Source organism: Eubacterium ramulus, assembly GCF_003122485.1.
Classification (GTDB): Bacteria; Bacillota; Clostridia; order Lachnospirales; family Lachnospiraceae; genus Eubacterium_I; species Eubacterium_I ramulus_A.
Map to the genome: position 1 here is coordinate 1 of NZ_JRFU01000099.1, position 6,503 is coordinate 6,503.

The 6,503-nt window shown below is 44.2% G+C and carries 5 protein-coding genes; all 5 read left to right on the forward strand.

Going from position 1 to position 6,503, the window contains the following annotated elements:
• The first annotated feature begins 200 nt into the window (after positions 1-200).
• Complete coding sequence (gene metG / locus LG34_RS08610) at positions 201-2,177, forward strand: methionine--tRNA ligase (RefSeq protein ID WP_109215727.1); 1,977 nt, start codon at positions 201-203, stop codon at positions 2,175-2,177.
• Positions 2,177-2,944, forward strand: coding sequence for a TatD family hydrolase (locus LG34_RS08615; RefSeq protein ID WP_109215728.1), 768 nt, complete (start codon positions 2,177-2,179; stop codon positions 2,942-2,944). The genes metG and LG34_RS08615 overlap by 1 nt, the downstream gene beginning before the upstream one ends.
• 126 nt (positions 2,945-3,070) lie before the next feature.
• Positions 3,071-3,955, forward strand: coding sequence for a 16S rRNA (adenine(1518)-N(6)/adenine(1519)-N(6))-dimethyltransferase RsmA (rsmA, locus tag LG34_RS08620; RefSeq protein WP_109215729.1), 885 nt, complete (start codon positions 3,071-3,073; stop codon positions 3,953-3,955).
• Between the two features lie 102 nt (positions 3,956-4,057).
• Positions 4,058-5,104, forward strand: coding sequence for a SpoIID/LytB domain-containing protein (locus tag LG34_RS08625; protein ID WP_109215730.1), 1,047 nt, complete (start codon positions 4,058-4,060; stop codon positions 5,102-5,104).
• A 214-nt stretch (positions 5,105-5,318) separates the two neighbouring features.
• Entirely contained in the window at positions 5,319-6,134 is an 816-nt protein-coding gene (locus tag LG34_RS08630) for a M23 family metallopeptidase (protein WP_242979839.1), read from the forward strand.
• The last annotated feature ends 369 nt before the right edge of the window (positions 6,135-6,503 follow it).

Genomic DNA, 6,503 nt, shown 5'->3' on the forward strand with positions numbered 1-6,503 from the left:
TTCTTTTCAGAATCACTGCGCTCTACACTCCGTTCCGGTCGGCGCAAAAATCCGGCATTATGACTGCCTGCTTCATTGACTTTTCAAGGTGCCTGTGATACGCTTAACTACTAGGAAAAAAGAACTGTTGAGTCTTTATTTAAGTAGATTATTATGCAGACAGTTCATCCGATAAATACCAAAAAAGGAGTGATTTGATTATGTGTAAAACCTGCAAAGGAAAATATTATATGACCACAGCGATTGCCTACACTTCCGGCAAACCGCACATTGGAAACACTTATGAGATCGTGCTGGCAGACAGTATCGCCCGTTACAAACGTCAGGAAGGTTATGACGTATACTTCCAGACCGGAACAGACGAGCATGGTCAGAAAATCGAGTTAAAGGCAGAGGCAGCCGGCATTACACCGAAGGAGTATGTTGACAAAACTGCCGGAGAAGTAAAACGTATCTGGGATCTGATGAATGCTTCTTATGACAACTTCATCCGTACAACTGATGAGGATCATGAGAAACAGGTACAGAAAATCTTCAAAAAACTGTACGATCAGGGAGATATTTACAAAGGATATTACGAAGGAATGTACTGCACACCGTGTGAGTCTTTCTTCACAGAGTCTCAGCTGGTAGACGGCAAATGCCCGGACTGCGGCCGTGAGGTTCAGCCGGCTCAGGAGGAAGCATATTTCTTCAAAATGAGCAAATACGCTGACCGCCTCATCGACTACATCAACACTCATCCGGAGTTCATTCAGCCGGTTTCCAGAAAAAATGAGATGATGAACAACTTCCTGCTTCCGGGACTGCAGGATCTGTGTGTATCCAGAACATCCTTCAGCTGGGGTATTCCGGTAGATTTTGATCCGAAGCACATTGTTTATGTATGGCTTGATGCGCTGACAAACTATATCACAAAAATCGGTTACGATGCAGATGGTAATTCTTCTGACCTGTTCAAGAAAAACTGGCCGGCAGACCTTCATCTGATCGGTAAAGATATCATCCGTTTCCATACCATTTACTGGCCGATCTTCCTGATGGCACTGGATCTTCCATTGCCGAAACAGGTATTTGGACATCCGTGGTTACTTCAGGGTGATGGAAAAATGAGTAAATCCAAAGGAAACGTACTGTATGCAGATGAGCTGGTAGATTTCTTCGGCGTAGATGCGGTTCGTTACTTCGTACTTCATGAGATGCCGTTTGAAAATGATGGAACCATTTCCTGGGAGCTGATGGTTGAGCGTGTAAACTCCGACCTTGCGAATACTCTTGGAAACCTTGTAAACCGTACCATCTCCATGAGCAACAAATATTTTGGCGGCGTGGTAAACAAAACAGGCGTTGAGGAAGACGTAGATGCTGACCTCAAAGCAGTTGTAACAGGAACCCGCGACAAAGTAGCTGCAAAAATGGATCAGCTGCGTGTGGCAGATGCAATTTCAGAAGTATTTACCTTATTCAAAAGATGTAATAAATATATCGACGAGACCATGCCTTGGGCACTTGCAAAAGACGAGGCAAAACAGGATCGTCTGGCAGAAGTTCTCTACAATCTGGTAGAGAGCATCAACATCGGTGCAGAGCTGTTAAAGAGCTACCTGCCTGAGACATCTGCAAAAATTCTTGCTCAGATCAACGGTACAGAGCGTGATTTTGATGATCTGACAACTTTCGGTCTGCGTGAGAATGGTCTGAAAGTAACAGATAAACCGGAAATCCTGTTTGCACGTCTGGATCTTGCAGAGGTTATGAAAAAAGTAGAAGAACTTCATCCGCAGGTAAAAGAAGAAGCACCGGCTGAGGAAGCAAAAGCAGACGAGGAAGTCATCGACATTGAGCCGAAGGAAGAGATCACTTTTGAAGACTTTGGAAAAATGCAGTTCCAGGTTGGCGAGATCATTGCCTGCGAAAAAGTGAAAAAATCCAAAAAACTGCTTTGCTCTCAGGTAAAAATCGGAAGTCAGGTAAAACAGATCGTTTCCGGAATCCAGAAACATTACACACCGGAAGAGATGGTCGGCAAAAAAGTCATGGTACTTGTAAACCTGAAACCGGCAAAACTGGCAGGCGTTCTTTCTGAAGGTATGCTGTTATGCGCAGAGGACGCAGAGGGTAATCTGTCCCTGATGACACCGGAGAAAACAATGCCATCCGGAGCGGAGATCTGCTAATGATTTTTGACACACATGCACATTATGATGATGAACAGTTTGATACAGACAGAGAGGTGCTGCTTCTCGGCATGGCGGAGCAGAATGTCGGCACGATCATAAATGTCGGCGCATCTTTAGACGGCTGTTGGCGCAGTGTGGAGCTGGCGCATCAGTATCCATTTGTCTATGCAGCGGTTGGCGTTCACCCGGATGAGGTAGGAGACTTAAATGATCAGACTTTTGCCCGTCTGCGGGAAACAGCCCGCACCGAAGAAAAAGTGGTAGCCATTGGCGAAATAGGTTTGGATTATCACTGGGATGTACAGCCCCACGAAGTGCAGCAGCACTGGTTTGTACAGCAGATGGATCTGGCAAAAGAGCTGGATCTGCCGATCGCGGTACACAGCCGCGATGCGGCAAAAGATACCTTTGATCTGATCGCTGCCCGTGGTAAAAATCAGCGCGGCGTGATTCACTGCTATTCCTATTCTCCGGAAATGGCGCAGGAATATGTAAAGCTTGGATATCATATCGGACTTGGCGGTGTGGTGACTTTTAAAAATGCGAAAAAGGCGAAAGAAACTGCACGACAGATTCCTCTGGAGCGCATTTTGCTGGAAACAGACTGTCCGTACATGGCACCAACACCGTTTCGCGGAAAACGCAACAATTCCGCGTATATCGATTATGTGGCACAGGAAATCGCAGATCTGAAAGGAATTTCCAAAGAAGAAGTGATTGCTGTTACCGAAGAAAATGCAAGAAAGCTGTTTTTATCCAAATAAGAAAGTGAGTTGTGCATTAATTCTCATTTGCATTTGAGTTGGTTAGAAATAGACAATATTTGCAGAGTATAAAACTTGAATATGGAAAATCATTGTTTTTCATATAATATAGGAGAACATAGGAATATGAGTGAAAACAGACCAAAACCGTATCTTGGAAATCCGCAGGAGACCATTGCGGTATTAAACCGTTATAAATTTGCATTTCAGAAAAAATTTGGTCAGAACTTCCTGATCGATACTCATGTGCTGGAGCGCATTATCGACGAGGCCGGTATCACACCAGACGATTTTGTTCTGGAGATTGGACCGGGTATCGGAACCATGACACAGTATCTTGCCTGCACAGCCCGTGAGGTTGTTGCGGTGGAGATCGACAAAGTGCTGATCCCGATTCTGGAAGGTGACACACTGAAAGCGTTTGATAATGTAACTGTCATCAATGAAGATATTTTAAAAGTAGATATTAACAAACTGGTAGAGGAGAAAAACGGCGGCCGTCCGATCAAGGTGGTAGCCAATCTGCCATATTATATTACGACACCGATCATCATGGGTCTGTTCGAGAGCCATGTGCCAATCGAGAGCATTACGATCATGGTGCAGAAGGAAGTTGCAGACCGTATGAAAACAGGACCGGGTTCCAAGGAATACGGTGCGCTGTCTCTGGCAGTACAGTATTATGCAAATCCGGAAATCGTGGCAAACGTGCCACCGAACTGCTTCATGCCGCGTCCGAATGTTGGTTCCGCAGTCATTCGTCTGACCAGACATGAGACACCAGTCGTTGATGTCAAAGACGAAAAACTGATGTTTCGTATTATCCGCGCATCCTTCAATCAGCGCAGAAAAACACTGGTAAATGGACTGAAAAATTCCGGTGAGATTAATTTCACCAAGGAGCAGATTGAGGCGGCGATCACAGCGATTGATAAACCGTTGACAATCCGTGGTGAAGCATTGACACTTGCAGAATTTGCAGCTTTATCGAATGCTTTTTCTGAGATGTAGTAATTATCGGATAAGAATTGAAATTCTGCAGATGATAGGAATATTAAAGTTCATAATAAATTATCTGTGGAATAAAAAATAATCTGAGTCATAAAGTTTAGAATGAAAGAAAAATTCAAACTTTATGGCTCAATTTTTATATTAATTATTTTTGTTCCGTATTTGCTGACCGTTTGGGTGAGAGGCGGTTTTGGAGGAAAACAGACACATCCTGTACAGGAGCAGATCGAAGAACAATTGCCCTTTGTGGTGGCACGGGAAATTTCGATAGATAGTGAATCGGAATGCCTGAAGGCACAGACGATTATTGCCCGAACCAACCTGTGGAAAAGCTATCAGAAAGCATTGGCAGAAGCACAAACAGATGAAGATGCAGCAGGCAAAACTCAGACAGGTGAAAATGTATCGGAAGAAAATCTGTCAGCAAAAAAAGAGACAGGAAAAAGTACAACAAGTGAAAATGACTCAGACAAAAGTAAAAAGATTCAGGACACAAATATAGAATGGACTGTATCTGATTCTGAGTTAGAAAGTTACACAGAACAGGAATTGAAGAAAATTTGGGGAACTTCTTACGAATCCAACATGGAAAAACTCAGACAGGCAGTGGAGGAAACATCCGGCGAAATCCTGACCTGTGAAGATCAGACGATTCAGGCAGCTTATCATTATGCCGCAAATTGTAAAACCAGAAACGCATCCGAAGTTCCCGGTCAGGAGGATTATATCTGGCTACAGAGTGTCGACAGCGAAGATGATATGCTTGCGGACGGATTTTTGAATGTCAGTTACATGGAAAAACAGGATTTTGTAAATGCATTGGCATTGATTTTTCAAGATGAGGTGTTGGATGCGGCTCAAATGCCCGGCGCATTGGAATTATCCAAACGCGACAGTGCCGGATATGTGACGGAGGTAACCTATGGAATAACGGTAGCAAACGGGGAAGCGGTGCGTCAGGCGTTGCATTTGAATTCTGCCTGCTTCTATCTGTCTGAACTGGACGGGAAAATCCGTATTGTCACAAAAGGCATCGGACATGGACTGGGACTTAGCCAGTATGGGGCAAATGAGCGGGCAAAACAGGGGAAAAACTGCCGCGAAATTTTGACTTACTATTATACTGGTGTCAGCATCAAATCATGGTAAAAGTTAGTTGAGGGTATATAGAAATCGGCATATAATATGATTCATTAATTTACTATAATTGCGATAAAGGAATAAACTCTTTTTCTTATAGCAGGTATCATAGTTCATTTTCCGTATTTTTTGCAGTCCGTTTTTACTGCATTGAATAAATCCATTTTTTTCGGAAAGAATAACAGTAAAACCATAAGTAAGAACTGGAATCTGGAGGAGAAAAATGGAAAAGCAGAAAAAGACAGAGCATGTTGAAAAAAAGGAAAAACGGCGACGAATCATCCATACACAGAAATCATATCTGACCGCAGGAGTGATCATGCTGGTGGCAGTCATTGCCATGGCGGGGGCTTATCAGAGAGAAAAGAAAAATGCGGAAAACGCACAAAATGAAGCGGTGGCACTGGCAGAAAACGACTGGGTGGAGCCTGAGACAGATACCACCTCTACCGGGGATGAGACCCAGGAAACCATGGCGGCACAGACACCGGAATCACAGGTTTCCGACAATCTCAGCGCACAGACTGATACAACAGGGATCTCACAGACAGATCCGGTACAGGGAAGCACCGATACGACGGCGTTAAACAGTCAGGTGCAGACCAGTGAAGAACCGGTGATGCATTTTTCTGCATCGGACACCATCAGCTGGCCCCTGGAAGGCGATGTGATCTTGAACTACAGCATGGACAGTTCGGTTTATTTTGCCACATTGGATCAGTATAAGTATAATCCGGCACTGATCATTGCGGGAGCAGTCAATGACCGCGTGACAGCGGCAGCAGACGGGCAGGTGATCGGTGTGGATACGACTGCAGAAACAGGACAGACTGTGACCATCGGGCTTGGTGACAGCTATCAGGCAATCTATGGTCAGTTAAAAGAAGTCGAAGTATCCGCGGGAGATTACGTGAAACAGGGCGATACTATCGGTTATCTGGCAGAGCCGACCAAATACTATTCCGTAGAAGGCGCAAACTTGTATTTTTCCATGACAAAAGAAGGAAAACCGGTAAATCCGATGGACTATATTCGATAAAAGTTTTGTTCACGCATTGCAGCGAATCTGTGTATAATAACAGTGTACCGGTTAATATTCGCAATCGAAAAAATAAATACAGTTTTACCGGAGAAGAAAAATCCTGGTATCCGGTGTCAGACGTCTCACCTGATATCTGGATAAAACGCTATACGTTGGTCGGTAAAAAGGAAGGTACGTGAATAAAATACAGCAGGTTCGATTGCTTTTTATAAGGATGTTTGGGGTGTGCAGTAAGATATGCGAAAAATATGGACTGTGCGCCCTGAGCAGAGAAACTGCAATTGGAATATACGAATCCGATGAAAATGGTGCTCGGATGATTCAAGTCGAACGCACGTGAGACTTGGTGCGTGATTCTGGTCAGCG

Excerpts from the sequence above, each read along its gene's own strand:
- metG (WP_109215727.1), top strand. The coding sequence starts at position 201 with ATGTGTAAAACCTGCAAAGGAAAATATTATATGACCACAGCGATTGCC.
- LG34_RS08615 (WP_109215728.1), top strand. The coding sequence starts at position 2,177 with ATGATTTTTGACACACATGCACATTATGATGATGAACAGTTTGATACA.
- rsmA (WP_109215729.1), top strand. The coding sequence starts at position 3,071 with ATGAGTGAAAACAGACCAAAACCGTATCTTGGAAATCCGCAGGAGACC.
- LG34_RS08625 (WP_109215730.1), top strand. The coding sequence starts at position 4,058 with ATGAAAGAAAAATTCAAACTTTATGGCTCAATTTTTATATTAATTATT.
- LG34_RS08630 (WP_242979839.1), top strand. The coding sequence starts at position 5,319 with ATGGAAAAGCAGAAAAAGACAGAGCATGTTGAAAAAAAGGAAAAACGG.